The sequence below is a fragment of the Janthinobacterium sp. J1-1 genome (assembly GCF_030944405.1).
In the GTDB taxonomy this organism is placed as follows: domain Bacteria; phylum Pseudomonadota; class Gammaproteobacteria; order Burkholderiales; family Burkholderiaceae_D; genus Janthinobacterium.
On sequence record NZ_CP132339.1, the window covers coordinates 1,981,299 to 2,007,979 of the forward strand.

The 26,681-nt window shown below is 64.7% G+C and carries 27 protein-coding genes and 2 tRNA genes; 16 read left to right on the forward strand and 13 right to left on the reverse strand.

The window, feature by feature from the left end; all coding sequences use genetic code 11:
* Positions 1 to 92: 92 nt before the first annotated feature.
* Both Q8L25_RS08940 and Q8L25_RS08945 read right to left on the reverse strand, forming a co-directional pair.
* Entirely contained in the window at positions 93 to 956 is an 864-nt protein-coding gene (locus Q8L25_RS08940; RefSeq protein WP_308924524.1) for an HDOD domain-containing protein, read from the reverse strand.
* A complete protein-coding gene (locus tag Q8L25_RS08945; RefSeq protein WP_308924525.1) occupies positions 953 to 1,285 on the reverse strand; it encodes a hypothetical protein in 333 nt (110 codons plus the stop codon). The genes Q8L25_RS08940 and Q8L25_RS08945 overlap by 4 nt, the downstream gene beginning before the upstream one ends.
* Positions 1,286 to 1,503: 218 nt before the next feature.
* Between Q8L25_RS08945 and Q8L25_RS08950 the strand changes: the two genes are divergently transcribed.
* From Q8L25_RS08950 to Q8L25_RS08960, 3 genes are read left to right on the forward strand one after another with little or no spacing between them, the layout of a single operon-like run.
* Positions 1,504 to 3,120: an ATP-binding protein gene (locus Q8L25_RS08950; RefSeq protein WP_308924526.1), complete on the forward strand. Its 1,617-nt coding sequence runs from the start codon at positions 1,504 to 1,506 to the stop codon at positions 3,118 to 3,120.
* On the forward strand, positions 3,101 to 3,664 hold the full coding sequence (locus Q8L25_RS08955; RefSeq protein ID WP_308924527.1) for a DUF1697 domain-containing protein: 564 nt from the start codon (positions 3,101 to 3,103) through the stop codon (positions 3,662 to 3,664). Before Q8L25_RS08950 ends, Q8L25_RS08955 begins: the two co-directional genes overlap by 20 nt.
* Before the next feature lie 34 nt (positions 3,665 to 3,698).
* Complete coding sequence (locus Q8L25_RS08960) at positions 3,699 to 4,100, forward strand: DUF3224 domain-containing protein (RefSeq protein WP_308924528.1); 402 nt, start codon at positions 3,699 to 3,701, stop codon at positions 4,098 to 4,100.
* 7 nt (positions 4,101 to 4,107) lie between these two features.
* Here the strand turns inward: Q8L25_RS08960 and Q8L25_RS08965 are convergent, their stop codons facing one another.
* Positions 4,108 to 4,482, reverse strand: a complete 375-nt coding sequence (locus Q8L25_RS08965) for a hypothetical protein (RefSeq protein ID WP_308924529.1) — start codon at positions 4,480 to 4,482, stop codon at positions 4,108 to 4,110.
* 332 nt (positions 4,483 to 4,814) lie between these two features.
* On the opposite strand from Q8L25_RS08965, the gene Q8L25_RS08970 reads away from it, so the two are divergent.
* From Q8L25_RS08970 to Q8L25_RS08985, 4 genes are read left to right on the forward strand one after another with little or no spacing between them, the layout of a single operon-like run.
* Positions 4,815 to 5,144: a metalloregulator ArsR/SmtB family transcription factor gene (locus Q8L25_RS08970; RefSeq protein WP_308924530.1), complete on the forward strand. Its 330-nt coding sequence runs from the start codon at positions 4,815 to 4,817 to the stop codon at positions 5,142 to 5,144.
* Between the two features lie 4 nt (positions 5,145 to 5,148).
* Complete coding sequence (locus Q8L25_RS08975) at positions 5,149 to 5,580, forward strand: YeeE/YedE family protein (RefSeq protein WP_308924531.1); 432 nt, start codon at positions 5,149 to 5,151, stop codon at positions 5,578 to 5,580.
* A 3-nt stretch (positions 5,581 to 5,583) separates the two neighbouring features.
* The gene (locus Q8L25_RS08980) at positions 5,584 to 6,015 is read left to right on the forward strand and encodes a DUF6691 family protein (protein ID WP_308924532.1); all 432 of its coding nucleotides are present in this window, start codon (positions 5,584 to 5,586) and stop codon (positions 6,013 to 6,015) included.
* Positions 6,016 to 6,058: 43 nt separating this feature from the next.
* Positions 6,059 to 6,925, forward strand: coding sequence for a ChaN family lipoprotein (locus Q8L25_RS08985; protein WP_308924533.1), 867 nt, complete (start codon positions 6,059 to 6,061; stop codon positions 6,923 to 6,925).
* Here the strand turns inward: Q8L25_RS08985 and Q8L25_RS08990 are convergent, their stop codons facing one another.
* Entirely contained in the window at positions 6,926 to 7,735 is an 810-nt protein-coding gene (locus tag Q8L25_RS08990) for an IclR family transcriptional regulator C-terminal domain-containing protein (protein WP_308924534.1), read from the reverse strand. It lies immediately after the preceding gene.
* Between the two features lie 162 nt (positions 7,736 to 7,897).
* Between Q8L25_RS08990 and Q8L25_RS08995 the strand changes: the two genes are divergently transcribed.
* From Q8L25_RS08995 to Q8L25_RS09025, 7 genes are all read left to right on the forward strand, one after another.
* Positions 7,898 to 8,596: a 3-oxoacid CoA-transferase subunit A gene (locus tag Q8L25_RS08995; RefSeq protein ID WP_308924535.1), complete on the forward strand. Its 699-nt coding sequence runs from the start codon at positions 7,898 to 7,900 to the stop codon at positions 8,594 to 8,596.
* Positions 8,597 to 8,607: 11 nt separating this feature from the next.
* A complete protein-coding gene (locus Q8L25_RS09000) occupies positions 8,608 to 9,249 on the forward strand; it encodes a 3-oxoacid CoA-transferase subunit B (RefSeq protein WP_308924536.1) in 642 nt (213 codons plus the stop codon).
* 32 nt (positions 9,250 to 9,281) lie between these two features.
* Positions 9,282 to 10,484 (forward strand): 3-oxoadipyl-CoA thiolase, encoded by a 1,203-nt coding sequence (gene pcaF / locus Q8L25_RS09005; RefSeq protein WP_308924537.1) that lies wholly within the window; start codon positions 9,282 to 9,284, stop codon positions 10,482 to 10,484.
* A gap of 143 nt (positions 10,485 to 10,627) precedes the next feature.
* The gene (locus tag Q8L25_RS09010) at positions 10,628 to 11,920 is read left to right on the forward strand and encodes an MFS family transporter (protein ID WP_308924538.1); all 1,293 of its coding nucleotides are present in this window, start codon (positions 10,628 to 10,630) and stop codon (positions 11,918 to 11,920) included.
* 81 nt (positions 11,921 to 12,001) lie between these two features.
* A complete protein-coding gene (locus Q8L25_RS09015) occupies positions 12,002 to 12,697 on the forward strand; it encodes a fumarylacetoacetate hydrolase family protein (RefSeq protein ID WP_308924539.1) in 696 nt (231 codons plus the stop codon).
* A gap of 78 nt (positions 12,698 to 12,775) precedes the next feature.
* Positions 12,776 to 13,096 (forward strand): thioredoxin family protein, encoded by a 321-nt coding sequence (locus tag Q8L25_RS09020; RefSeq protein ID WP_308925695.1) that lies wholly within the window; start codon positions 12,776 to 12,778, stop codon positions 13,094 to 13,096.
* A 578-nt stretch (positions 13,097 to 13,674) separates the two neighbouring features.
* Complete coding sequence (locus Q8L25_RS09025; protein ID WP_308924540.1) at positions 13,675 to 14,985, forward strand: MFS transporter; 1,311 nt, start codon at positions 13,675 to 13,677, stop codon at positions 14,983 to 14,985.
* A 77-nt stretch (positions 14,986 to 15,062) separates the two neighbouring features.
* Here the strand turns inward: Q8L25_RS09025 and Q8L25_RS09030 are convergent, their stop codons facing one another.
* The 8 genes from Q8L25_RS09030 to Q8L25_RS09065 form a co-directional block, all read right to left on the reverse strand.
* The gene (locus tag Q8L25_RS09030) at positions 15,063 to 17,528 is read right to left on the reverse strand and encodes a TonB-dependent siderophore receptor (RefSeq protein ID WP_308924541.1); all 2,466 of its coding nucleotides are present in this window, start codon (positions 17,526 to 17,528) and stop codon (positions 15,063 to 15,065) included.
* 73 nt (positions 17,529 to 17,601) lie between these two features.
* Positions 17,602 to 18,591, reverse strand: coding sequence for a FecR domain-containing protein (locus Q8L25_RS09035; protein WP_308924542.1), 990 nt, complete (start codon positions 18,589 to 18,591; stop codon positions 17,602 to 17,604).
* Entirely contained in the window at positions 18,588 to 19,115 is a 528-nt protein-coding gene (locus tag Q8L25_RS09040) for a sigma-70 family RNA polymerase sigma factor (protein ID WP_308924543.1), read from the reverse strand. Before Q8L25_RS09040 ends, Q8L25_RS09035 begins: the two co-directional genes overlap by 4 nt.
* A gap of 173 nt (positions 19,116 to 19,288) precedes the next feature.
* A tRNA-Met gene (locus Q8L25_RS09045) sits at positions 19,289 to 19,365 on the reverse strand.
* Positions 19,366 to 19,424: 59 nt separating this feature from the next.
* A tRNA-Met gene (locus Q8L25_RS09050) sits at positions 19,425 to 19,501 on the reverse strand.
* Between the two features lie 79 nt (positions 19,502 to 19,580).
* Positions 19,581 to 20,522, reverse strand: coding sequence for a tRNA (adenosine(37)-N6)-dimethylallyltransferase MiaA (gene miaA / locus Q8L25_RS09055; RefSeq protein WP_308924544.1), 942 nt, complete (start codon positions 20,520 to 20,522; stop codon positions 19,581 to 19,583).
* 95 nt (positions 20,523 to 20,617) lie between these two features.
* Positions 20,618 to 22,516 carry a DNA mismatch repair endonuclease MutL gene (gene mutL, locus Q8L25_RS09060; RefSeq protein ID WP_308924545.1) on the reverse strand — a complete coding sequence of 633 codons (1,899 nt, stop codon included), beginning with the start codon at positions 22,514 to 22,516 and terminating at the stop codon, positions 20,618 to 20,620.
* Positions 22,517 to 22,546: 30 nt separating this feature from the next.
* Positions 22,547 to 23,479, reverse strand: coding sequence for a peptidylprolyl isomerase (locus Q8L25_RS09065; protein WP_308924546.1), 933 nt, complete (start codon positions 23,477 to 23,479; stop codon positions 22,547 to 22,549).
* Positions 23,480 to 23,750: 271 nt separating this feature from the next.
* On the opposite strand from Q8L25_RS09065, the gene Q8L25_RS09070 reads away from it, so the two are divergent.
* Positions 23,751 to 24,401, forward strand: coding sequence for a VTT domain-containing protein (locus Q8L25_RS09070; protein ID WP_308924547.1), 651 nt, complete (start codon positions 23,751 to 23,753; stop codon positions 24,399 to 24,401).
* 137 nt (positions 24,402 to 24,538) lie between these two features.
* The gene (locus Q8L25_RS09075) at positions 24,539 to 25,579 is read left to right on the forward strand and encodes a carbonic anhydrase family protein (RefSeq protein ID WP_308924548.1); all 1,041 of its coding nucleotides are present in this window, start codon (positions 24,539 to 24,541) and stop codon (positions 25,577 to 25,579) included.
* 260 nt (positions 25,580 to 25,839) lie between these two features.
* On the opposite strand, the gene Q8L25_RS09080 is transcribed toward Q8L25_RS09075, so the two are convergent.
* Positions 25,840 to 26,676, reverse strand: a complete 837-nt coding sequence (locus tag Q8L25_RS09080) for a D-hexose-6-phosphate mutarotase (protein WP_308924549.1) — start codon at positions 26,674 to 26,676, stop codon at positions 25,840 to 25,842.
* Positions 26,677 to 26,681: the final 5 nt, after the last annotated feature.

The following is a 26,681-nucleotide window of genomic DNA, read 5'->3' on the forward strand; positions in this document are numbered from 1 at the left end:
CGGCATGGGACCCTGCAGTACGGATAACGGCTTTCGCCTTGCGGCGCGAGCCGTTTGCGTTTGCGTGCCCGCTATTGATCAGCCTGCCTTATTCAGCCTGCCTGATTCAGCAGGGCGGCCGTGATTTCGTCATAGCGCAGCTCGGTTTCGCGGAACAGCTGCAAATACGTTTCTTCCGACAGCCCCAGCGCATTCCACGCCACCAGCGACACCTGCGGCACCATGTCGTCGCCGGCCTGCGCCAGATCCAGCGCGCAGACGATGGCGTTGGCCACATGGATCAGGGCGGCCAGGAAACCGGCGCCCGGCGCTTCCGGCGTCGGATAGTTGCCGATCGCCAGGCGCATGGTGTCGGAAAAATTCCAGCGCTCGGCCAGCGCCACGCCGGCCTGTACATGGTCCACGCCCAGCACCGTGCGCTCGGCTTCGAGCACGGTGCAATCGTGTTCGGTGCGGTACGCGATCACTTGCGCATACTGTTCCGGAAAGCTCGATACCAGCACCAGGCGGCCGATATTGTGCAACAGCCCGGCCGTAAACGCGTAATCCTGGTTGAAGCGGATCTGCCGCGCCAGCACCTTGGCGCAGGCGGCGGTGGCCACCGAGTGGCGCCAGAATTCCTTGTCGTCAAACCCCGCGCAGCGCCCTTCCGGAAAGCAGCCGGTAATCGCCGCCGACATGATCAGGCTGCGCGTGGTCTGGAAGCCCAGGTAGGTGATCGCCTGCTGGATGGTGGTCGCCTTGACCTGCAGGCCGTATTGCGACGAGTTCGCCAGGCGCAGGGTCTTGGCCGTCAGCGCCTGGTCATACGATACTTTTTTCGCCAGCACGGAAATATCGACGTCTTCCTGGTCTATGCTGTTGAGCAATTCCATCACCACCACCGGCAGCGACGGCAGGTCGTCGAGATGGGCCACGATATCGTCGGCCGTCAGCTGGGCCTGGCCGGGGTTCATGCCTGTGCTCCCAGTCGGTAGCTGCTGACATAGCTGTGCAGCATGCTGGTGGCCGCGTCGGCGGGATGGTCGGGGTCATACTTGCGGAACAGATAGTCCAGCCGCGCGCGGTGCGCTTCCTGCTGCTTTGCTTGCTCTTCCGGCGACATGCCGGGCGCGGCGATGGGCAGCATGTCGATGCCGTGGCGCGGCATCAGCGACAGCATGTTTTCCGTCAGGACCGCGCCTTGCGGCAGCAGGACTTGCCCGTGTGCATCGAGCAGCACATCGGACAAGATCATGCCCGGACGGACCTGGTCCAAGGGTAAATGTTGATGCGTGACCGCCATGACGACTCCTCCTGTGATGCACGATATTACCATTGCCGTGGCGCAATTAACCCTTTGTGGCCCCGGGTGATTCCGCAGCCATGCTACGCCTGGGGCGCGTTTGCTGTAAATCCCGCTTATTCTTGCCAATCTGCAGGCCATACCGTACATTTCACGGTGTCTGACGTCTCCATGCCCGCGCCGCGGGCCGCCAGACCAGGCCCTGGGAGTGTTGTTTGATGGTACGTATCCAAGTCCGGCTGACCTTGCTTTTCATCGTCATCGTTACCCTGGTGCTCGGCATTTCCGGCAGTTATACCCAATATACTCTCAGCAAGGAACTCGAAGCGGGCAGCACACGCTTGCGCAGCGGCGTGCTGACGCGCTTGCAGACCAGCTTGCCCTCGGCCCTGTGGGACCTCGACAAAACCAAGGTCGACAGCATCGTCGCGGCCGAAATGCTGCCGCCGGAACTGGTCGGCATCCGCGTGTACGACGCGTCGGTGGGGCTGTTCGCCGGCGAAATGCGCGACACCAGCGGCGCGCTGGCGCCCCTGGTGCGCGATGGGGCGATGGGCGGCACGGCGATCGAGGCGCCGCTGGTGTTTCGCGACGCGGTGGCCGCCGCCAGCGGCGGCACGCCGGTAATCGTGGGCAAGGTGGTGGTCAATTTCAGCCGCGAGCAGATCGATGCGGCGCTGCACGGCGAAGTGCGGCGCAAGGTGATCGAAGTGCTGCTGCTCGACGTGATCCTGGTGGTGGCGCTGGGCCTGAGCCTGCGCATCGTCTTCGGACCGCTGCGCCAGTTGCGCGACGGCCTGTTCGACCTGGCCACGCGCGGCAGCGACGAGGTCGAGGAATTGCCGGAAAACCGGCGCGATGAACTGGGCGACGTGATCCGCGGCTTCAATGCGGTGCAGCGCAAGCTGAAATCGATTATCGAGCGCACGCGCCATGCCGAAGACGCGGCGCGCCGCTCGCAGCAGGAAACGGCGCAGGCCATGATGGATTTGCGCCGCACCCAGGAATCCCTGCTGCAGTCCGAACGGCTGGCCTCGCTGGGCAGCCTGGTGGCCGGCGTGGCGCATGAAATCAATACGCCGGTCGGCATCGCGCTGACCAGCGCCTCGGTGCTGAAGGAGGCGACCGACCATATCGGCGCGGCGGTGGCCACCGGCAATATCAAGAAGACCGATATCGTGCGCTACCTGGAAACGGCCAGCGAAAGTTCGCGCCTGATCATGAACAATGCCTACCGCGCCGCGCACCTGATCCACAGCTTCAAGCAGATCGCCGTCGATCAGGTCAGCGAGGCACGCCGCGCGTTCGAGTTGCGCGCGTATATCGTCGAAGTGATGGACAGCCTGCAGCCGACCTTGAAAAAGACCCGCAGCGAAGTCATCATCGACTGCCCGTCCGGCATCGAGTTCGACAGCTACCCCGGCGCGCTGGCGCAGGTGCTGACCAACCTGGTCCTCAATTGCGTCGAGCACGCGTTCGACCCCGACACGGCCGGCACCATCCATATCGGCGTGCGCTGCGAGGCGGACGGAAACGCGGAGGGGGAACCGGACGCCAGGGCGGAGTGGATCATCATGCAGGTGCGCGACAATGGCCGCGGCATTGCGCCCGACCTGCTGGAACGCGTGTTCGACCCGTTTGTCACCACGCGGCGCGGCCAGGGCGGCACCGGTCTCGGTTTGAATATCGTGTTCAACTTGATTGCCAAGCAATTTGGCGGCACCATCACGGTCAGCAGCACGCTGGGCCAGGGCGCCACTTTTCTGTTGCGCCTGCCGCGCGTGACGCCATTGGCGCACAGCAAAGGAGAAGGGCATGGCGATCGAACACAATGAGCGGCAGGTGGCATTGCTGCGTGGCATCAATGTCGGCCGCGCCAAGCGCGTGGCGATGGCCGACCTGCGCAAGCTGCTGGCCGACCTGGGCTACGGCGAGGTGCGCACCGTCCTCAACAGCGGCAATGCCGTGTTCGAGGCTGACGGCGTGCCGCCGGCCACCTCGGCCACGCGCATCGAGGAAGCGCTGGTGCTGAAACTGGGCGTGGCCGCGCGGGTGACGGTATTGTCGGCCGGCCAGTTCGGCGAACTGATGGCGCAAAATACCCTGGCGCCGTCGAGTGACCCGGCGCGGCTGCTGGCGCTGGTGCTGAACAAGCCGGCCGACACCGCGCGCCTGGCGCCGCTGCTGGGCCAGCCCTGGCAACCGGAAGCGCTGGCCGTCGGCAACTGGGCCGCGTATGCCTGGTGTCCCGATGGTGTGCTGGCCAGCAAGGTGGTGGCCGCGCTCGGCATACTGCTGGGCGACGGCGTGACTTCGCGCAACTGGGCCACCATGCATAAACTCGCTGCCTTGCTGAACGGACCGGCAACGGCAGCGTGATCTACTTTCCACTTATTTCAGTACAGGAGACGGCATGCCACAGATCAGCGGACTATTTGACGTCACGATGGCCCCCGAAGCGCTGTCGGCCACGGCCGCGCAATCGGGACTGGGGCGCATGTCGCTCGACAAGCGCTATCACGGGCCGCTGGATGCCAGCGGCCACGGCGAAATGCTCAGCGTGCGCGCCAGCGAGCCGGGCTCGGCCGGTTATGTGGCGCTGGAACGGGTGCAGGGCAGCCTGGACGGGCGCCAGGGATCGTTTTATTTGCAGCACAGCGGCACCATGACGCGTGGCGCGCCCACCTTGTCGGTGACGGTGGTGCCGGACACGGGCACCGATGCCTTGCAGGGCTTGCAGGGCAAGCTGGCGATCCGCATCGAAAACGGCAAGCATTACTATGATTTCACGTACGACTTTGCGCCGGCGCCGTAAGGCGCGCTCAGCGGCCCTGGTCGAACTTTTCCTGCTTGTCGCGCGGTACGCATAGCGCCAGCAAACCCAGGCCCACCAGCAGCATCGAGTACATGCTGGTCTCCGGCACGGGCTTGATGACATTGGCCTGCCGCGCCGGCGCGGCCGGATGGGGGCCGCGACGCGCGTTGCCGGCCAGGCTCCAGTGCGGTGTTGACGTTGGCACCTGCGGGCCAGCCAGCGGGCGCGCAGGCGGCAAGTCCGCTTCGCGCCATGGCGGCGTGTCGGTGATGCGCACGGTATCATCGCGCATCACGCTATCCTGCGCCGCCACTCCAGCCTGGGCCGGCAGCATGCCCAGCATGGCCATCAAGGCCGTTCCTGCGATGTGATGCATTTTCATCTTGTTCCCCTGGCTGCCTGCGGCATCGTGAACCATCCGCTGTTATGGCATATCAATATTAGACCACAAATCGTGATGATTTTTATATTGATATTTGCTTCTGGTTACGAATATTTAGTATTTTGATAGCTATTTTGCTATCGTCAGATGTCAAACCGGATGCCTGCGCTATGGCTGGAAAAAAACGCTGTTGTTTTTTTGGCGCGCGTGGCAGCAGGAAAACACTATATCGATTAGTATATTGTTCCAGGGCCGTCCGCTTGGCGGCTCGCTGATGACGACCGCGCCTGTGGGAGGGCATGATGGAAACGCTGCAAGCACCTGATACATCGATGCAATTGAATCTCGACGCCATGCGCGCGTCCGCCTACAAGGCCAGTTCGCTGCTGAAGGCGATGGGCAATGCCGACCGCCTGATGCTGCTGTGCCAGTTGTCGCATGGCGAGCATTGCGTCAGCGACCTGGAACAGAAGACCGGCATCGGCCAGCCGAGCCTGTCGCAGCAGCTGGGCGTGCTGCGCGAAGACATGCTGGTCGCCACCCGCCGCGACGGCAAGCAAATCTATTATCGTGTCGCCAGCGCCGCCGTGCTGGCGGTGCTGCAGGTGCTGTACGTGCAATTTTGCACGCCGCGGCCGCTGTTCAACGACGAAGCGGACTGACGCCATGCAGATCGCCTGGCAGCAGTTCACACCTTTAGCCTCGTTGGCCGGCGGCATGCTGATCGGCCTGGCCGCCGCCATCTTGATCCTGTTTAATGGCCGCATCGCCGGCATCAGCGGCATTGCCGGTGGCCTGCTGCGTCCGCGCCACGGTGACGTGGCCTGGCGCCTGGTCTTTTTGGCCGGCTTGCTGGCCAGCCCCTTGCTGTATCGCTTGTTCCATGCGCTGCCGGCGGTGCACATTGGCGCCGGCACGCCCGCCTTGATCGTGGCGGGCCTCTTGGTCGGGCTGGGCGTGCGCTATGGCGCCGGCTGCACCAGCGGCCATGGCGTGTGCGGCCTGTCGCGCTGGTCCGGCCGTTCGCTGGCGGCCACCAGCGCCTTCATGGCGGCCGGTTTTGTCACCGTGTATCTGTTGCGCCATGCCCTGGGTTGACACATGAGACTGCTGTTTTCCCTGTTCAGTGGCCTGGTGTTCGGCATCGGCCTGTTGATCTCCGGCATGAGCAATCCGGCCAAGGTGCTCGCTTTCCTGGACCTGGCCGGCAGCTGGGACCCCTCGCTGGCGCTGGTGATGGGTGGCGCCATCCTGGTGGCCATGCCCGCCTTCTGGCTGGCGCGGCGGCGCCGCACGGCCTTGCTGGGCGATGCCATGCAGTTGCCCACCGCGCAAGGCATCGACCGCCGCTTGCTGCTGGGCAGCCTGGCTTTTGGCGCTGGCTGGGGCATCGCCGGCTTTTGCCCGGGGCCGGTGCTGGTATCGCTGCTGACCTTGTTGCCGCAGGCGTGGATTTTTGCATGCGCCATGCTGGTGGGCATGCTGATCTTCGAAGCGCTGGAACGCCGCAAAGCTGCTCGCACCCGCGCCTGAGACGGTACAATCTGGCGCATCGCCATTCCAGGAATCCCCGACCATGAAGACCATCACCTTCCGCGCCATCGCGCGTACCGCCACGCGCGCCACCCTGTTGTGCGGCGTGCTGGCGCTGGCCGCCTGCGGTGGCTTGCTGAAAAAGTCGCCGCCGCCGGCGCCCGTGCCGGTGGCCGACAGCCTGCCCAATCCGCAAGTGCTGCTGCTGGGCGAAGTGCACGACAATGCCCAGGGCCACCGCCTGCGTTTCGAGGAATTGCATCGCCGGGTCGCCGCCGGCTGGCGTCCTGCGATTGCTATGGAACAGTTCGACCGCGAAACCCAGCCCCTGCTGACGCGCGCGGCCCGCGATTGCGCCGATCCCGAGTGCATCATCCGCGTGATGGAACAGCCGCGCTGGGACTGGAGCTTGTACCGCCCGGTGCTCGACCTCGTCATCAGCTACCAGTTGCCGCTGATCGCCGCCAACCTGTCGCGCTCTGATGCCTCGCGCACCGTGCGCGATGGCGTGAAATGGTCGATGACGCCGGCCATGGTCAGCACCTACCTGGCCGCGCCCGTGCCGGCCGACATCCTCGCAGCGCAAAAGAAGGAAATCCAGGATGGCCATTGCGGCATGCTGCCCGACATGATGATAGGCGGCATGGTCGACGCCCAGGTGGCGCGCGATATCTGGATGGCCAAGGTGATCCGCGACCAGGCGCCGCGCGGCGTGGTGCTGTTTGCCGGCAATGGCCATGTGCGCAAGGACATCGGCGTGCCGCGCTGGCTGAAACTGGCCGACCCGGAGCTCAATGTGCGCACCATCGGCTACCTGGAGCCGGGCAGCAGCTATCCGGGCGCCTTCGACATGACGCAGACCATGCCGGCGCAGCCGCGGCCCGATCCATGTGCCAAGTTTAAAAAATAACTATTGCTGCACGCGTACCAAGGCACTGACCCGGCTTGCCGTCTCCAGCAGTTTCGGCAAGCTGTGTTCCATCAGTTGCGCCACCGACGGCCCCGCCGTCTGGCCGCTGACATTGATCGCCGCCACCACATGGCCAGCCCGGTCAAATACGGGCGCGGCCAGCGCGATCAATCCCTGTTCCAGTTCTTCCTGCACCAGGCACCAGCCCTGGCGCCGTACCTGGGCGATCTCTTCCATCAGTGCCTCGATATCGACTTTGGTGGCCGGCGTGATTTTCAATAGCGCCATCTTCGACAGCCGCGCGCGCAATGCGTCGGGCGCCAGGCCTGAGAGCAGCACGCGGCCCATCGAGGTGCAGTAGGCGGGCAGGCGGCTGCCGATGCCCAGGTTGATCGACATGGTGCGGTGCGCCGACAGCCGCACCACGTAGACGATATCGTCGCCGTCGAGCACGGTGGCCGAGCACGACTGGCGCAGCGCCTGCATCAATTCCTCCAGCAGCGGCTGGGCCTGGGTCCACACGGGCAAGGAGGACAGATAGGCGTAGCCAAGGTCCAGCACTTTCGGCGTCAGCCGGAACAGCCGGCCGTCCGCTTCCACATAACCGAGTTGCAGCAAGGTCAGCAGGATGCGCCGCGCGCCGGCCCGCGTCAGCTGCGCCCGTTCTGCCACGTCGCTCAGGGTTTGCTGCGGCGCCTCGGCACCAAAGCTGCGCAGCACGGCCAGCCCGCGCGCGAACGATTGCACATAACTGTCGCCGGGGCGCGGGGTTTCTTCGGTGGTGAGAAGGGGCGTGCTGGGCTGGTTCATGGGCATTCCAGTTGATCAAGGTGGCAATTATAGCCATGCCTTAGTCACGAACGGCAAATTGACAAGCACGGCGAACAGGCATATTCTCATGAATATGTTCTAAATACGAATAATTGTTCGTCTAAAGAACAAATTTCACGGATTCCAACCAGGAGACAGCGCATGATCGATAAACTCCGTACCAGCGTGCTTGAGGCGCTGGCCGATATCCACGATGGCGCCACCGTCATGATTGGCGGCTTCGGCGGCGCCGGCCAGCCGGCCGAGCTGATCGACGGCCTGATCGCCCATGGCGCGCGCGACCTGGTGATCGTCAACAACAATGCGGGCAATGGCGACACCGGCCTGGCCGCGCTGCTGAAAAACGGGCAAGTGCGCAAGATCATCTGCTCGTTTCCGCGCCAGGCCGATTCGCACGTGTTCGACGCTTTGTACCGCGCCGGCAAGCTGGAACTCGAATTGGTGCCGCAGGGGAACCTGGCCGAGCGCATCCGCGCCGCCGGCGCCGGCATCGGCGGCTTCTTTACGCCCACCGGCTATGGCACCGAACTGGCCAAGGGCAAGGAAACGCGCGAGATCGACGGCCGCATGTATGTGTTCGAGTCGCCGATCCACGCCGACTTCGCGCTGATCAAGGCCGAACAGGGCGACCGCTGGGGCAATCTCACCTACCGCAAGACGGCGCGCAACTTCGGTCCCATCATGGCCATGGCCGCCAAGGTCAGCATCGCCTCCGTGCACGAGGTGGCCGAACTGGGCGCCATCGATCCCGAACACGTGATCACGCCCGGCCTGTTCGTGCAGCGCATCGTGCAAGTGCCGCGCACCGCCACCGGCCCGGCCGGCTTCAAAGCTTCCTGAAGGAAACCAGCATGAACAAATGGAATCGAGACCAGATGGCGGCCCGCGTGGCGGCGGACATCCATGAAGGCGCAGTCGTGAATCTGGGCATCGGCTTGCCGACCCTGGTGGCCAACCACCTGCCGGCCGGCGCCGAAATCATTTTGCACAGCGAAAACGGCGTGATCGGCATGGGTCCGGCGCCCGCGCCCGGCGAGGAAGACTACGACCTGATCAATGCGGGCAAGCAGCCCGTCACCCTGCTGCCCGGCGGCAGCTATTTTCACCACGCCGACAGCTTTGCCATGATGCGCGGCGGCCACCTCGACATCTGCGTGCTGGGCGCCTTCCAGGTGTCCGCCACCGGCGACCTGGCCAACTGGCATACGGGCGCCCCGGACGCGATTCCGGCCGTCGGCGGCGCCATGGACCTGGCCATCGGCGCGAAAAAAACCTGGGTCATGATGGAATTGCTGACCAAGGCCGGTGACAGCAAGCTGGTGCAGGCCTGTACCTATCCCGTGACCGGCGTTGGCTGCGTCAGCCGCATCTACAGCGACCTGGCCGTGATCGACCTGGGGCCGCAGGGCGCCAGCGTGATTGAACTGGTCGATGGTCTGAGCTTTGAACAATTGCAGGCCCTGACACCGGTCGCCCTGGCCGACGCCCGCTGATTTTTTTGTACCCTTTCTTGGAGGAAAGTAACATGACCGCAGCTTTTATTTGTGACGCCCAGCGCACTGCCTTCGGCCGCTACGGCGGGGCCTTGTCCGGCGTGCGCGCCGATGACCTGGGCGCCGTGCCGATCCGCGCCCTGATGGCGCGCAATCCGAACGTCGACTGGGACGCCGTCACCGACGTGCTGTACGGCAGCGCCAACCAGGCCGGCGAAGACAATCGCAACGTGGCGCGCATGGTGGCCTTGCTGGCCGGCCTGCCCATCTCGGTGCCGGGCGCCACCCTGAACCGGCTGTGCGGCTCGGGCCTGGACGCGGTCGGCAGCGCCGCGCGCTTTATCAAGAGCGGCGAAGCGGGCCTGATGATCGCCGGCGGCGTGGAAAGCATGAGCCGCGCGCCGTTCGTGATGGGCAAGGCCGACAGCGCTTTTTCGCGCGGCATGAAAATGGAAGACACCACCATCGGCTGGCGCTTCGTCAACCCCTTGATGAAAGCCCAGTACGGCGTCGACTCGATGCCGGAAACGGCGGAAAACGTGGCGACCGACTTTGGCATCAGCCGTGCCGACCAGGACCTGATGGCGCTGGCCAGTCAAACCAAGGCCCTGGCGGCGCAGCAGGCCGGCGTGTTCGACAGCGAAATCTGCCCGGTCACCATCGCGCAAAAGAAGGGCGACCCGATCATCGTCAATCGCGACGAACACCCGCGCGCCACCACCCTGGAAACGCTGGCGAAACTCAAACCCGTGGTGCGTCCTGACGGCACCGTGACGGCCGGCAATGCTTCCGGCGTCAACGACGGCGCGGTGGCGATGCTGCTGGCCGACGAAGCGAGCGCCGCCCGCCATGGCCTGACGCCGCGCGCGCGCGTGGTGGCGATGGCGACCGCCGGCGTGGCGCCGCGCATCATGGGCATCGGCCCGGCGCCCGCCACCCTGAAAGTGCTGGCCATGACGGGCCTCACCATGGCGGATTTCGACGTGATCGAGCTGAACGAAGCGTTTGCCGCACAGGGCCTGGCCGTGCTGCGCCAGCTGGGCGTGCGCGACGACGATCCGCGCGTCAACCCGAACGGCGGCGCGATTGCGCTCGGCCATCCGCTGGGCGCTTCGGGCGCACGGCTGGCCATGACGGCCGTCAACCAGCTGCACCGCACCGGTGGCCGCTACGCGCTGTGCACCATGTGCATCGGCGTCGGCCAGGGCATCGCGCTGGTATTGGAACGGGTGTAATCGTTCTTTCGGCGTATTGCCTGCCATACGTATTTATGCGTATGACAGGCGGCCGCACAGCGCGTTTTCAGCGCGTATGATGTAAAGCCAGCCCCGCAACCCCGGGTTGGCGTTGGTTTTTTTACACGAACAAGAAGACTCATATGACACAAGACACACCGCATGACGTTTCGCAGCTGACATCGCAACAACGCATCAAGGCCATTATCGGCGCCTCTTCCGGCAACCTGGTGGAATGGTTCGACTTCTACATTTATTCCTTCTGTGCCCTGTATTTCTCGCACGCCTTTTTCCCTTCCGGTAACCCGACCACGCAGCTGCTGCAAACGGCCGGCATCTTTGCCGCCGGTTTCCTGATGCGTCCGGTCGGCGGCTGGCTGTTTGGCCGCATCGCCGACAAATACGGCCGCCGCCAGTCGATGATGATTTCCGTGCTGATGATGTGCGGCGGCTCGCTGATGATCGCCGTCATGCCCACCTACGACACCATCGGCGCCTTCGCGCCCTTCCTGCTGCTGGTGGCGCGTTTGTTCCAGGGCTTGTCGGTCGGCGGCGAATACGGCACCAGCGCCACCTACATGAGCGAAGTGTCGGAATCGGGCAAGCGCGGCTTCTTTGCCTCGTTCCAGTACGTGACCCTGATCGGCGGCCAATTGCTGGCCCTGCTGGTACTGGTGATCCTGCAGCAACTGCTGACCCTGGAAGAACTGCGTGCCTGGGGCTGGCGCATCCCGTTCGTGTTCGGCGCCCTGGCCGCACTGGTGTCGCTGAACCTGCGTAAATCCCTGACGGAAACCACCACCGCCAGCGAGCGCAAGGACAAGGACGCGGGCAGCCTGCGCGGCTTGCTCAAGCACAAGCGCGCGTTTATCACCGTGCTGGGCTTTACGGCCGGCGGTTCGCTGGTGTTCTACACCTTTACCACCTACATGCAGAAATACCTGGTCAACACGGCCGGCATGGACACCAAGACGGCCAGCGCCGTGATGACTTGCGCCTTGCTGGTCTACATGATCCTGCAACCCATCTTCGGCGCCCTGTCGGACCGTATCGGCCGCCGCACCTCGATGCTGTTCTTCGGCGGCCTGGCCACCCTGTGCGTGCTGCCGATCATGCATGCCCTGAAAGACATCAGCAGCCCGTACGCGGCGTTTGGCCTGATCATCATCGCGCTGGCCATCATCAGCTTCTATACCTCGATCAGCGGCCTGATCAAGGCAGAGATGTTCCCGGTCGAAGTGCGTGCGCTGGGCGTGGGCCTGTCGTATGCGGTGGCCAACGCCATGTTCGGCGGTTCGGCCGAATACGTGGCGCTGCAGTTCAAGGCCTGGCACGTGGAAGAGTATTTCTACTGGTACGTGACCGTCATGTGCCTGATCTCGTTCATCGTCGCCATCCGCATGCCGGACCCGAGCCGTTCGGGCCTGCTGAAATAAGGCAAACGTCGTAGAATAGGCATCCAGGAAATGGCAGCGTAATGGCTGCCATTTTTTTACCGATTTTTTCCAGGAGAGACCATGTCGTATGTTTTCGCCGCGCCCGTGCAGGCCGCCGTGCCCGTTAGCGGGCAGGACGCGCTGTTTCCCGTCCACCGCATCTATTGCGTGGGCCGCAACTATGTTGATCACGCCAAGGAAATGGGCCACACGGGCCGCGAGGCGCCGTTCTTCTTCATGAAGCCGGCCGACGCGGTGCTGCCGGTGGCCGCTGGCACGACCGGCGAGCTGTCGTACCCTGCGCAAACGGACGATTTCCAGCACGAGATGGAACTGGTGGTGGCGATCGGCAAGGGCGGCAGCGAGATCGCCGTGGAAGGCGCTCTCGAACACGTGTGGGGCTATGCCATCGGCCTGGACATGACGCGCCGCGACGTGCAAGGCGCGGCCAAAAAACTGGGCCGTCCCTGGGATACGGGCAAGGCCTTTGAACAGTCGGCACCGATCGGCCCCATCACGCCAGCCGCCCAGGCCGGCGATATCGGCCGCGCGGCGATTACCCTGCAGGTCAATGGCGCCGTGCGCCAGAGCAGCACCATCGACATGCTGATCTGGAACGTGGCCGAAACCATCGCCGACCTGTCGAAGTACTTTACCTTGCAGCCGGGCGACCTGATCTACACCGGCACGCCGGCCGGCGTGGCGGCGGTGCGGCGTGGCGACGAACTGGCAGGGACCATCACGGGCCTGGGCGAACTGCGCCTCAAGGTGGTGTAAAAGCGGCCTGCCGCACAGCGCCGCCAGCCCGCCTGATGCATGCTCATCGGGCGGGCTTTTTTCAAGGAGACAGCGATGATGAGCAACACTTATGCCGTGGCCCAGCCCACGCGTGCCGAGATCGACGCCTTGCCGGGCGCTACCGTGCTGGAATTTGGCACCGGCTGGTGCGGTCACTGCCGCGCCACCGATGCGCCGCTGGCGGCTGCCTTCGAACAGCACCCCGACCTGCCGCACCTGCGCGTGGAAGACGGCAGCGGCCGCGCGCTGGGCCGCTCGTTCAAGGTCAAGCTGTGGCCGACCCTGGTTTTCCTGAGGGACGGCCAGGAAGTGGCGCGCCTGGTGCGTCCGCTCGACAGCCGCGAGATCGGGCAGGCGATGGGGTTGATTGATCTCTGAGCAAGTGAAATCCAGGGTCAGACCCCCGCGAGCGTTGGCGCAAGCCTATGAGTTAGCGGCATTGAGGGGCTGACCCTAAACAACTTTCTTGCCGCAGTGCACCACTGCGCGTATCATGAAACCATACAGCAAGATCAACCGCATCCTTCACCGGATGCTGGCGCGATCATCACGGCCCGCTACACCGCGAGCGGCCGCAGGCAAGGATTCACCACAAATGACCGATGCCGCGATGCCACGCGCGGGTCTGGTACGGAAATGCCTGGCAATAGCCGGGCGCTGACACACGTCCTCATCCCCTGACGCCCTTCCTGCCGTGCCCCGGAAAACCGGAAGGCGCACGACCGTTGTTACTCTGATCAGTCACTATCACGGCGCGTTGACGCGCGTTGCCGACAGTTCGCTACGGCAATGAAAACCGTTGTTTTTTGTTTGCACATTTATTAGCAAATGCGCAGCAAACGCCTGCGCGCGCGGCTATGATATGCCAGCGACGCGTCGAGACAACGCGCCGTGCTGCTGCCTGAACAAACATCCAGAGAATGGCCTTTAGACACCCTCCCCAAGGAGCGCAGTACATGAGTTATACGCGGAGTAATACCACGAGCAATGCACCAAAGAAGAATTCACCGCGCACGGTGCTGTTCGCCAGCCTGATCGGCACCACCATCGAGTTCTTCGACTTCTATATCTACGCCACCGCCGCCGTGCTGGTGTTCCCGAAACTGTTCTTCCCCGCCGGCGACCCGTCGGCCGCCGTGCTGCAGTCGCTGGCCACCTTCGCCATCGCCTTTTTCGCGCGCCCGATCGGCTCGGCCGTGTTCGGCCACTACGGTGACCGCATCGGCCGCAAGGCGACCCTGGTGGCGGCCTTGCTGACGATGGGTATTTCCACCGTCATCATCGGTTTGCTGCCGACCTATGCCGCGATCGGCACGCTGGCGCCGTTGCTGCTGGCGCTGTGCCGCTTCGGCCAGGGCCTGGGCCTCGGTGGTGAATGGGGCGGCGCGGTACTGCTGGCGACGGAAAACGCGCCACCGGGCAAGCGCGCCTGGTACGGCATGTTCCCGCAGCTGGGCGCACCGATCGGCTTTTTCCTGTCGGGCGGCATTTTCCTGCTGCTCAGCGAAACCCTGACCGAAGAGCAGTTCTTCAGCTACGGCTGGCGCATTCCCTTCCTGGCCAGCGCGCTGCTGGTGATCGTCGGCCTGTATGTGCGCTTGAAGATCACGGAAACGCCGGACTTCCAGAAAGTGCTCGACAAGAACGAGCGCGTCAAACTGCCGGTGGCCACCGTGTTCCGCCAGCACGGCCGCATGCTGTTCCTGGGCACCATCGTGGCGCTGGCCACCTTCGTCCTGTTCTACCTGATGACGGTGTTCGCATTGAGCTGGGGTACCACCAAGCTGGGCTTCACGCGCAAGGAATTCCTGATCGTGCAATTGTTCGCCGTGCTGTTCTTTGCGCTGACGATACCATTTTCCGCCATCCTGGCCGACCGCCGCGGCCGCCGCACGACCCTGATCTGGGTCTCGGTCGCCATCGCCGTCTTCGGCCTGGTGCTGGCACCCATGTTCGGTTCGGGCGTGACCTGGGAAGTGACCGTGTTCATGGCCGTCGGCCTGGGCCTGATGGGCATGACCTACGGCCCGCTGGGCACCATGCTGTCGGAACTGTTCCCGCCGGAAGTGCGCTACACGGGCGCCTCGCTGACCTTCAACCTGGCCGGCATCCTGGGCGCCTCGCTGGCGCCGTATATCGCCACCTGGCTGGGCACCAACTACGGCCTGCAGTATGTGGGTTATTACCTGACCCTGGCAGCCTTGCTGACCCTGGGCGCCTTGCTGCTGGTGGGCAAACCGCGTCCGGGCAAGGAAGCGTGGGAGTGATGTACCAGTAGTCCTGCATGCTTGAAAAAAACCGCCAGTTCATCTGATGAACTGGCGGTTTTTTCATGCTCTCCGGCTTACCACTTTGGCGTGTACTTCAAGGTCACCTGCACATTGCGCGGGTCGCCGAAATGGTTGTTGCCGCCCGTGTCGTTGTACGACGGGATCACGTAGCGCTTGTCGAACAGGTTGTTGACGTTGACCGCCAGCGACAGCTGCGGCGTGGCCTGGTACGCCAGGCGCGCGCTCCACAGCGAGAAGCCGGCCACGTCGAACGTGCGGCCATAGTCGAGCGTGTGGCTTTGCATGGTCACGCCGGCGCCCACATTGAGCTTGTTCCAGCTGCCGGGCAGGGTGTAGTAGCCGGACCACAGGCGCAGCATGTGCTTCGGCGTCCAGGTCGAGAAGACCTGGCCCTGGTTGTCGGGGTCGTCGAGGTAGGTGGTCGTGGTGTAGGCGTAGCCGGCCGACAGCTGCAAGCCGGGCGCCACTTCACCCGATACTTCCGTCTCCAGGCCCTGGCTGCGCACCTTGCCCGAGGCGCGCGAGCAGTACCAGCCGTCGCAGGCAAAGCCGGCGTCGTAGTCGGTCACGGCGCGGTTCTTGTGCTCGTAGCGGAACACGGCCAGCGAGGTGTTCACTTTACCGTCCAGCAGTTCGCCTTTCACGCCCGCTTCGTAGCTGTCGCCGGTGATCGGTTTCAGCACGGCGCCGGCCGCGCTGAGGTTGGTCTGCGGCTGGAATACGCCGGCATAACTGGCATAGGCATTCCATTGCGGCGTGAGCGCGTAGATCAGGCCCGCCGTCGGGCTGAACTTGGCCGACACATCGGTGGTGTCGCGGTAGTCGCTGGTCGCATACACGAAGTCATACCAGCTGAAACGCCCGCCCAGCACGGCTTTCAACTTGTTCGTCAACTGGCCGTTCCAGCTGCCGTACAGCCCCTTCTGGCGCATGTCATAGGTGCTGTAGCTGGTCATGCCGCGCGCGGCGATGGTGTCGAAGTCCTGCCATGGGCGGTGATGGTCGATATTGAAGATCTGCGCACCCTGGGTCCAGGCGCGCGCCAGGCGGTCGTTGGAATGGAAGGTGGTGTAGCTGGCGCCGACCACCACTTCCTGGGCGATGCCCAGGCCGTTGTAATGGCCGCGCAGGTAGGCGTCGATGCCGCGCTTGCGGTTCTCGAAATCGGTGGAGAAATCGCCATACATCGAACCGCTGCCATCGGCCTTGATGGTGCCGGCCATGCGCTGGTGGGTCGAGCCGGTGGTTTCATTGGTGGCCAGCGCGGAGGTCTTGAAGGTCCACTGGCTGTTGAGATGGTGTTCCAGGTCCGCGCTCACGGTGTTCTGTTCGACCTTGCTGCGGTTCCAGTCGGCGCCCGTGTAGGTCGAGCGGGGCAAGCCCAGTTCGCTGCCGTCGGCATAGCGGCCCACGCCGATGAAGGTCGGGCGGCCGCGGCTGTCGACATGGTTGGCGGCCAGGCCCAAGGTGGTGGCGGGCGTCAGGTCATAGTCGAGCGCCACGTAGGCAGTGCGCGTCTTGCTCCATACCTGGTCGATGAATGAGTGTGTGTCGTCCTGGTCCAGGATCACGCGCCCGCGCAGGCTGCCGTCCGCGTTCAAGGGGCTGCTGACGTCGACCTGGCCATTGTAGTGGTCCCAGGAACCGGCGCGCGCCATCACGCTGGCTTGGCGGCCGGCCAGCGGACGCTTGCGCACCAGGTTGACGGAGCCGCCCGGGCTGCCCGTGCCCTCCAGCAGGCTGGATGCGCCGCGCAGTACTTCCAGGCGGTCATAGATGACCATGTTTTCCTGGCCCCAGTTGCCCAGTGCATAGGTATTGCGGTCGATCGGCACGCCGTCGTATTGCCATTGATCGATCTGGAAGCCGCGCGAGGTGATCACCACGCCCGGGCCCACGCCATGCACGCCGACCACGCCGGTGACATTGTTGACGGCTTCGCGCAAATCCGTGATGCCCTGGTCGTCGAGGCGCTGGCGCGTCAGCACGCTGACCGATTGCGGCATGTCCTTCATGGCCTGTTCGCCCTTGCCCAGCGTGATCTTGCGCGCCGTGTACGAGCCGCTGCCTTCGGTGGTGGCGCCCTGTTCCAGCTGGCCGACGACGGTAATCGACGGCATGGTGCGGTCTGCCGCTGTCGTGGACGACACGGCAGCCGATGCCGGGGTCGCCGGTGCGGCCACCAGCACATAGCCGGTCGGCGTCTTGCCGATGGCGTAGCCGCTGCCGCGCAGCAGCACCGCAAAGCCTTCGTCGACGCTGTAGCTGCCTTGCAGGCCGGCGGTGCTCAAGCCCTGCACCTTGGCCGCGTCGATCACGATGGCCACGCCGGACTGCTGGGCGTAGCGGTTCAGGGCACCGGCCAGCGGACCGGCGGGTATCGTGTAGCTGATGGCGGCAGGCGACGACTGGGCCTGGGCCGGCAATTGCGTGGCGGCGCAGGCGAGCAGCAGGGCGGCGACGGCCAGCGGACGCAGACGCGTATTGAGCGTGCGCGGGAATGGAGTGGTAACGGACATGGTGACAGCCTTTTGTGAATGATCTCAGCTGCCTTGACGCGCGAGAAGCGACTACACGAACCTGTGCGGCCAATTATTTTTTTTGAGGCGGCGCGTCGACCATCACCAGATAGCGCGTCAGCATGCGCACGCGCAGCTGCGGGAAATTGTCGAGCAATAGCTGCAGCGCCTGGTCCGTGTCGTCCAGCGGCAGCACGGCCGCCACGCGGATATGCGCGAGTTGCGCGCGGTCGTAGCGCAGCTGGCCCGGACGGTGGCGCGCCAGCTCGTCAAGCACCTCGGGCAGCGGCCGGTCGTCCACCACCAGCTGGTGTGCGCGCCAGGCGTCCTGCAGGCTGGCCGCGTCAAACGTTTGCAACGGCCCCACACCATTGGGCGTGATGCGCGCGCGCTGGCCGGCCGCCACCACCGTGGTGGCGTGCTGCGGCAGCTGCACCGCCACCTTCGATTCGATCATGCTGAGGATGGTCGCATCATCCTGCTGGCGCACCGTGAAGCGCGTGCCGAGCGCGCGCAGGGCGGCGTGCCGGCTGTCGACGATAAACGGGCGCCGCGCATCTTTCGCCACGTCGACCAGGATCTCGCCCCGCACCAGCTGCAGATGGCGCTCGCCGTTGGTGAAACGCAGATTGACGGCCGTGTCGCTGCCCAGGGTGAGGTGGCTGCCATCGGCCAGGGTATGCGTGCGCCACTGGCCGGTCGGGCTGCGCAGGTCGGCCAGCAGATAAGCAGGGCGGTCGCTGGCAGCCAGGCCCGCCGCCACCGCCATCACCAGCATGGCGGCGGCCACGCCTGCCGCCAGATGGCGCCGGCGTTTGGGCGCGATCGCCGCCAGCGCCGCGCGCGCCGGGCGCACATCCCCACCGGACGGGCCGCGCACGGCATGCACCTGGCCCAGCAGGCTTTCCATGCCGGCGGCCGCCTTGGCATGCAGCGGGTCTTGCGCCTTCCAGGCCGCAAAGCCGGCACGGGCGGACGCCCGCACGTGCTCGTCATCGGCGCTCAGCTGGACGATCCAGTGCGCCGCCTGCTCGGCGATGGTGTCGGCGCGCGCGGCCTTCATGCCGGGATGGCCAGGGAGGCCTGGCGGCAGGCGAGCAGCGCCTGCACCAAGTATTTCTGCACCATCCGGGTCGACACGCCCAGTTGCTGCGCCACCGCCGCCTGCGGCTGTTCGTCCAGGTAGTGCAGCAGGAACGCCTCGCGCGCCTTGGCCGGAATGCCGGCCAGCGCATCGGCAATCTGTTCCAGCGCCTGCACCGCCATCAGGATCTCGTCGGGCGACGGTGCGCCTTCGGCCGCATCCATCACCAGCGCCAGTTCGGCCAGGTAGCTGCGTTCCAGCAGCTGCCGGCGCGCCCGGTCCACCAGCAACCGCCTGGCCGTGGTGGACAGATAGGCGCGCGGCTCGCGCATGCCGAACAGCGCGTCGCGCGACGCGATAATGCGCACAAACGTATCCTGCGCCACGTCGGCCGCGCTGTGCGGACAGCTCAGTTTCTTGCGCAGCCAGCCATACAGCCAGCCGTGATGCTCGCTGTAGAGCGCGTGCACTTGCTGTTGCAGGGTGGGCGGGGAAGAAAGCATGGATTTTAATAAATGAGAATTATTCTCATTTTAATCCGTAAGCATGGCTGGAGACAATCCTCAAACTGCTCCGGCAAGGCAGATGTTGTGTACAGGCTGCACACAATGTGTGCGGCCATGAAAAAACCCGCTGTTGCGCGAGGCAAAAGCGGGTTTTCACTACTGCAAATTCTTGGTGGTGATAGGTGGACTTGAACCACCGACCCCAGCATTATGAATGCTGTGCTCTAACCAACTGAGCTATATCACCAAACAGACCGGTCAGACCGGATGCTCGTTTTGACCAGGACAAACCTGGTCGATGTTCTTTGGTGGTGATAGGTGGACTTGAACCACCGACCCCAGCATTATGAATGCTGTGCTCTAACCAACTGAGCTATATCACCCAACAGCCGAGCATTATCCAGTCTTCCGTTTTCCTTGTCAATGCCGGCCGCAAAAAATCTGTGGGTTTTTCGCGCTGTCTTATTTCAGGGACGTTTGGATCTGCGCCAGCATCTGTCCGGCCGGATCCTTGCCCAGGCAATCGATGACGATGCGGTCGGGCATGGCGCGCAGCCAGGTCAGCTGGCGCTTGGCCAGCTGGCGCGTGGCGATAATGCCCGTCTCGCGCAGCGCGGCGCGGTCGATGCGCCCGTCGAGGTAATCCCAGGCCTGGCGGTAGCCGACGCAGCGCATGGAAGGCAGGCCTGGGTGCAGGTCGCCGCGCCGGCGCAATCCTTCCACCTCGTCGAGCAAGGCATCGTCTTTCAGCATCGTATCGAAACGGGCGGCGATGCGCGCGTGCAGCACGGCGCGGTCGGACGGCTCCAGCGCGAACGACTGCAGCCGGAACGGCAGCACCGTCTTTTCGCGCAGCGCCAGCAGGGCCGACATGGGCTGGCCCGACAGGGCGATGATTTCCAGCGCGCGGCCGATGCGCTGGGCGTCGTTCGGCGCCAGGCGCGCCGCCGTGGGCGTATCGAGCTGCGCCAGGCGCACATGCATGGCGGGCCAGCCGATGGCGGCCGCGTCCGCTTCCAGCTGCACGCGCAGGGCCGCGTCCGCGCCCGGCAGGTCGTCCAGGCCATCGGTCAGGCCCTTGAAGTACAACATGGTGCCGCCGACCAGCAACGGCAGCTTGCCGCGCGCCGTGATGTCGGCCACCAGGCGCAAGGTGTCGTTGCGGAACTGCGCCACCGAATAGGCATCGAGCGGGTCGATAATATCGATCAGGTGGTGCGGTACCTGCGCCAGTTCTTCAGGCGTCGGCTTGGCCGTGCCGATATCCATGCCGCGGTAGACCAGCGCCGAATCGACGGAAATGATCTCGGCCGGGATCACTTGCGCGATGGCCAGCGCGGCGGCGGTCTTGCCGCTGGCCGTGGGGCCCATGATGGCGATGGCGGGGGGAAGTGTGTTGGTCATGATGCTTTGTGGTGGCTTGCTATGCAAACCCAACAGCGACTGCCGGGGTCGGACCCTCAGGGTCCGACCCCAGAATTTGCGGTTGGGGTTAAAAGTTATTGGCCGCGCAGGAAGAGCTTGTCCAGCGCATTGATCTCGACCTGCACCCAGGTCGGCCTTCCGTGGTTGCACTGGTCGGCCCGTTCCGTGCTTTCCATCTGGCGCAACAGGGCGTTCATTTCCTGCACCGACAGGATGCGGTTGGCGCGCACGGCCGTGTGGCAGGCGAGGGTGCCCAGGAGTTCGTTCTGGCGCTCGATCAGCACGCGCGAGCCGCCGTATTCGCGCACGTCGCGCAGCACGTCGCGCGCCAGCGTCTGCGCGTCGGCGTTTTTCAGCAGGGTCGGCACGCTGCGCACGGCCAGGGTGGTGGGCGAGAGGGCGGCGATATCGAAGCCCAGCGCTTTTAACGTCTCCTGGTTTTCATTGGCGGTCGACACTTCGATCGCGTCGGCATAAAACGTCACCGGGATCAGCAGCGCCTGCACCTGCATGTCCTGGCCCGATACCTGCGCCTGCAGCGCGTTTTTCAGCTGTTCGTACAGGATGCGTTCGTGGGCCGCGTGCATGTCGACCAGCACCAGGCCCTTGGTGTTCTGCGCCAGAATATAAATGCCGTGCAGCTGGGCCAGGGCAAAACCGAGCGGGTACTCTTCGCGCGCCATCGCTTCGGCCGAGGCGACGTAAGGTGATATTTGGGTGATGGGCGACGGCGAGCCGGCGAACAGCGCGCCATAGGCGGCCGTGTCTTGCGCCACGCCCGGTGCCTCGGCAAAGAAGGGCATGCTGCCGCCAGCGGGCGCGGGCGCAAACGTGTTCGTGAACTGGGCGCCGAACGAGGTCTGGGTCTGCTCGCGGCGCCACAGGCCGGGACCACCCAGGCCTGCACCCGTATCGCCGCCCAAGGTGGAGGCGGCCGGCAAGGGCGCCGGCACGCTGCCAAAGGCCGTGGCCGAGGTCTGCGCCAGCGCGCGCTGCACCGCGTGGAAGACGAACTGGTGCACCGAGCGGCTGTCGCGGAAGCGCACTTCGATCTTCGACGGGTGGACATTGACGTCGACCAGCGACGGATCGAGGTCGAGCGCCAGCACATACGAGGGAAAACGGTCGCCGTGCAGCACGTCCTGGTAGGCCATGCGCACCGCGTGCACCAGCAACTTGTCGCGCACGAAGCGCCCGTTGACATAAAAGAACTGGCCGTCGGCACGCGCCTTGGACGCCGTCGGCAAGCCGGCAAAGCCGTGCAGGCGCAGGCTGCCGGCCGCTTCGTCCAGCGCCAGGCGTGCTTCGGCAAAGTCATTGCCGAGGATATGCGCGCTGCGCTTGGCCAGTTCGCTGATGTTCCACTGGTCGATGGTGCGGCCGTTGTGCGACAGCGAGAACGACACGTCGGGCCGCGCCAGCGCGATGCGGCGCACGACTTCGGCGCAGTGGCCGTATTCGGTCTGTTCGGACTTGAGGAATTTGCGCCGCGCGGGCGTATTGAAATACAGGTCCTGCACATCGACCGTGGTGCCCTGCGCGCCCGACGAGGGCGTTACCGTGCCATTGTGCGAGCCGACGATTTCCCAGGCGTGGGCGGCGTCCGCCGTGCGCGAGGTGACGGTGACGGCCGCGACCGACGCGATCGAGGCCAGCGCCTCGCCGCGAAAGCCCAGGGTACCCACGTTTTCCAGGTCGTGCAGCGAAGCGATCTTGGAGGTGGCGTGGCGCGCCAGGGCCAGCGGCAATTGATCCTTGTCGATGCCGCGGCCGTTGTCGGTGATCGCGATGCGCTTCACGCCGCCTTCTTCCAGCCGCACGGTGATCTGCGTGGCGCCCGAGTCGAGCGCGTTTTCCAGCAATTCCTTGACCACCGCCGAGGGCCGCTCGACCACCTCGCCGGCGGCGATTTGCGAAATCAACTGGTCAGGCAGGGCCTGGATCGGACGGTGGGGCGTGATGGGAGCGTTCATGCCGTGATTATAGCGTGGCTGGCGTGGCGCTTATTTCCCCACCTCGCGCACCGGTATCGGCGCATTGCACAGGTCGACATGCCCGGCCTGCACCTTGCTCCACGGTCCGCCCCGGTTGCGCTGGGCTTCCAGCACGGCCTGGTAGGCGGCGCTGTCGGTGCGCATCACCTCCATCCGCACGCGCTGTTCAGGCGGCACATCGGACGCCAGGCGCACGGACTTGATCGGCACGTTCTTGTCCGGGCTGTCGTAAAAGCCCATCGGCGCCGCGCCGCGCGGCAGGGTCGACAATAATGGCATGCCGGACACGACGCGCCCGACCACCGTGATATCGCGGTCCAGGTGGCGCGGCGACTGGCCGATCACGGCGTACAGTTCGGTGCCACCGCCGCTGTCGCTGCCGACGTCGCGGCCCACGCCGACGGTGGCGTAGCAGTGCGCCAGCCAGGCGGTGCCGCTTTTCGGGTCGCGTGCGGACGGAAAACCGTTCGAGTGGCCCACTTGCGGCGCATAGCCATCGATGTCCTTCAGACGCGTGAAGCTGGTGACGGTTTTCAGCGGCACCGTGAATTCGCCGGGCAGGGTGCGCTGCGCGTGCTTGATGGGCCTGGGATTTTTTTCATCGGGATCGCCCCACTGCGCCACCCAGTTGTCCTGCGCGCGCGTGATGGCCAGGCCGTCGTAATACTGCTCGTCCACCAGCGCCTTGATATTGGCCACGTGTTTTGGCGCGAACTCGGGCGCCAGTTCGATCACGATGCGCCCGGCGGCGATCTCCAGGTACAGCGTATTGGCCGGGTCCAGCGCGCGCCAGTCGGCCGGCGTGGAAGCCTTGATAACGTCGGCCACCGTCTGTTTGGCGGGCAATTCGGCCGGCGCACGGATGGTGGCGGCATGCAAGGACGGCAGCGCCGCGCCGATGGCGGCGGCGATGGCCAGTGTCGTGAGGTGGTTCGGTCGCATGGATTCTCCTGGTCGGCGCGGTTTGCGCCCGGCGGAAAGTGTATAACGGAATGGCAATATTTCGGAAGGAGAAGCATGGCGCAAAAGCGCGCCGGCATGTCGTGCCGCAAGACTGGCGGCGCCCGGTTTCCTTAACCTGGCCTTAAAATGTCACACCGCATGCCACACATGCCCGGGCGCTGAAAAATTAATCACGAAATAGTGGCCCGGGGACTGCCGTCGCGCAGGCCCGGTGGTGTATGATTCCGGCGCTACCTTTAGGGAAAAAAATATGGATTTTGTGCAATTCCTCGACATGATTGTCCATGTCGACAAGACACTCGGTATCTTGATTGAACAGTACGGCACGCTCGTGTATGCGGTCTTGTTTGCCATTATTTTTTGTGAAACAGGCCTGGTGGTGCTGTTTTTCTTTCCTGGGGATACGCTGCTGTTTATCGCCGGCGCTTTTTGCGCGACCGGCCAGATGCACCTGGGCTTGCTGATCGCGCTGCTGGTCACGGCCGCCATCACCGGCAATACCCTCAATTACTGGATAGGCGAGGCGATCGGGCAAAGGGTGTTTACCCACGATTACCGCTGGATCAACAAGGACGCCATGCGCCGCACGCATGAGTTTTTTGAAAAGCATGGCGGCAAGACGATTATCCTGGCGCGCTTCGTGCCGGTGGTGCGCACCTTCGCGCCGTTCGTGGCCGGCATTTCCGACATGACGCATGCGCGCTTCCAGATGTACAACGTCACGGGCGCCCTGCTGTGGGTGGTGGGCCTGGTCACGGCCGGCTACTTCTTCGGCAATATTCCATGGATCCGCGACCACCTGACCCTGATCGTGCTGATCGGCGTGGGCGCCGCCGTGGTGCCGGTGGCGCTGGGCGGCATCTGGAAACTGTACAAGAAAATGACGGCCCGCTCGGCGTAAAGCAGCAAACGGCTGCGGGGCAATCGCGCCCCGCAGCCGGTTTTTCCCTTCTGTCGGTCCTGTTGTCCTTCCCCGTCATTCAAGTTTTGGATGTTTCCAGCCGTAAACCAGAGAGTACTCTTACTTTCTGGATTTCCATGCGACATTTGAGCGCCCTGTTAGCTTGCAGCCTGGCCGTGATGACGGCGATGGCAAGCGCCAAAGATGCCCCCACGCCGCTGGTCCCCGCCGGCAAGACTCCCGTGCCTGCGTCCGCGCCCGCCTCCGCCTCCGAGCGCGCGGCGGCCATGAAAACCCTGACCGAGTCCGTCAAGGGCAAGCCGCCCGTCACCGTGGCGCCCACCGCGCGCGACAAGGAAGAGGCGGCCGAAGTCGACCTGTCCGAACGCATCGCGGCGCGCCTGGCGGAAATGCGCGCCACCCAGGCCGCCCGCGCCGCCGCCCGCGCCAAGCGCGCCACCGTGGCGAAAGCCGTGCCGCCACCGCCGCCACCGGTGGCGCGCGGCACGCACTGGTCGTACGAAGGCGACAGCGGCCCGGCCAACTGGAGCAAGATCAATGTGGACTGGGGCAAGTGCAGCAGCGGCAACCGCCAGTCGCCGATCGATATCCGCGACGGCATGAAGGTGGAACTGGAACAGATCAGCTTTGACTACCACCCCTCGTCGTTCAACGTGGTCGACAATGGCCACACGGTGCAGGTGGCGGTGGGCAGCGGCAACTACATCACGGTGCAGAACCGCATGTTCGAGCTGCAGCAGTTCCATTTTCACCGGCCGTCGGGCGACCGCATCAATGGCAAGACGTATGAGATGGTGGTGCACCTGGTGCACCGCGACGCCGAGGGCCGCCAGGCCATCCTGGCGCTGATGCTCGAACGCGGCACGCCGCAGGCGACCATCCAGACCGTCTGGAACAACCTGCCGCTGGAAAAATTCGACACCATGAGCCCATCGATTTTGCTGGACCCGATGGAGATGGTGCCCACGCGGCGCGACTACTACACCTACATGGGATCGATGGAGCAGCCGCCGTGCAGCGAAAACGTGCTGTGGCTGGTGATGAAGCAGCCGGTGCAGGCATCGGCTGCGCAGATGGCGCTGTTCAGCCGGCTGTATCCGCTGAACGCACGCCCAGTGCAAGCCACCAATGGCCGCATTATCAAGGAATCGAACTAAGAGCCTATCCCAGTAGATGAATACGCCCCCTGCTGGCGCCCCTCAGAAGCGGGGACTGCGTTGCTCGTCGTTGCATGGCTCGCCATGCCGCCTCCTCGCGCCTTGTCCGCGCTCCTGATGAGCTGCAAGCAGAAGACGCTCACTACTGGGATAGGCTCTAAGAGCGCCTGGAAAAAGCCCATGGCGTTGTTGCCATGCCTCGTCGTACTAGTCGTACTGCCTTCGGCACGGCGCCTAGCCCTGGACTTTTTCAGGCACTCTTAGGTGAATTGAAGCTGCTGGCTGCCGTGCCATTCGGCGCCGGCGGCCAGCAAGTCCGGCTGGATCAGGGCCGCTTCGATGCAGACAAAACGCGGGTATTCGTCGTCGGCCAGGTCGGGCAGGGCGGCCGCATCCTGCGCGCCCGGATTCCATATCACCGCATCGGTAAAACCCTGCTGCGCCAGGCGCAAGGTGTCGCCGCCCGATTCGAGCTGCAAGGGGCCGGGCAACTGGTGATAGATGCGATCGAGCTTGTCGGCAAACTGCAGCACCTCTTCCGCCTGCAGCGCGTCCGGCGGCGTCTCTTCCGAATAGCGCACGCGCTGCAGGCCGGTAATGCGCGCCTGGTCCAGTGCATCGATGGCGAAATAGCTGTGCAGGGCGGCCGAGAACGGGAAGGGCTGGCTGCCCGTGTTGTGCACGGCCAGGCCGATCTCCAGCGATGATGCCTGCACCGTCACGCGCAGGCGCAGGGCGAAGTCGAACGGCCAGGCGGCGGCGATCGCCTGCGGCAGGTCGTCTTGGGTAAGGGTGAATTCGGTCCAGGCGGCGCCGTTGTCGGTCCCGCTGGCCGCCTCCTGCCAGGTCGCGACGCGGGCAAAGCCGTGGCGCATGCCGGCGCCGCGCGCGCCGAATTGCGGGAAGATCACGGGTACGCCGCCGCGGATGGCGCGGCTGCCGTCCAGTTTTGATTCGCGGCTGCAGAACAGGCGTTCGCGGCCATCGCTGCCGCGCCATGACACCAGGTGGCCGCCATACAGCGTTACCGTCGCCTGCGCGCCATCGGCGGCGCGGATGGTCACGGCCGGCAGCTGGCCAAATGTGTTCTTGCTCATGCTTG